This window comes from Odoribacter sp. N15.MGS-14 (assembly GCF_000980245.1).
In the GTDB taxonomy this organism is placed as follows: domain Bacteria; phylum Bacteroidota; class Bacteroidia; order Bacteroidales; family Marinifilaceae; genus Odoribacter; species Odoribacter splanchnicus.
In genome coordinates this window covers 1-559 of record NZ_LARE01000196.1, presented here as the reverse complement: position 1 = coordinate 559, position 559 = coordinate 1, and the positions used below count along the sequence as shown (strand labels likewise).

At 52.2% G+C, this 559-nt stretch carries 2 tRNA genes and 2 rRNA genes; all 4 read right to left on the bottom strand.

Going from position 1 to position 559, the window contains the following annotated elements:
- Window positions 1-96 (bottom strand): 23S ribosomal RNA (locus WS34_RS15110); the annotation flags it as partial.
- Between the two features lie 138 nt (window positions 97-234).
- Window positions 235-308, bottom strand: a tRNA-Ala gene (locus WS34_RS15105).
- 5 nt (window positions 309-313) lie between these two features.
- Window positions 314-387: transfer RNA gene (locus tag WS34_RS15100), tRNA-Ile, on the bottom strand.
- An 80-nt stretch (window positions 388-467) separates the two neighbouring features.
- Window positions 468-559 (bottom strand): 16S ribosomal RNA (locus tag WS34_RS15095); the annotation flags it as partial.

The window sequence follows — 559 nt, the reverse complement described above, 5'->3', positions numbered from 1 at the left end:
GTTACTTGCACCTCGCCGTGGACTATCGCGGCTTATCGCGTCCTTCTTCGCCTCCGAGAGCCTAGGCATCCACCGCGCGCCCTTAATCGTTCACGTTCGTTAGCGTCGTGTACTTTTATAATCTACCTTGTCCCCTGTATCACCACGGGGACGGCTCTGTGTTATTCTACTACATTCTTACTTCGTGGATCAAATGATCCATTAACGTTCCAGCATGTCAAAGAACTTTATCCGTGGAGAATAAGGGAGTCGAACCCTTGACCTCCTGAATGCAAATCAGGCGCTCTAGCCAACTGAGCTAATCCCCCGGCTGTAGTCCCTCGCGGAGTTGAACCGCGGACCTCTACATTATCAGTGTAGCGCTCTAACCAACTGAGCTAAGAGACTATGGTTAACCCGCTATCGGGCAATCATGTAACGTGAAAAAACGTGAAACGTGTAGCGAGCCACATGAGCCACCGCTCCAGAAAGGAGGTGTTCCAGCCGCACCTTCCGGTACGGCTACCTTGTTACGACTTAGCCCCAGTTACCGGTATTACCCTAGCCCGTTCCTCGCGGT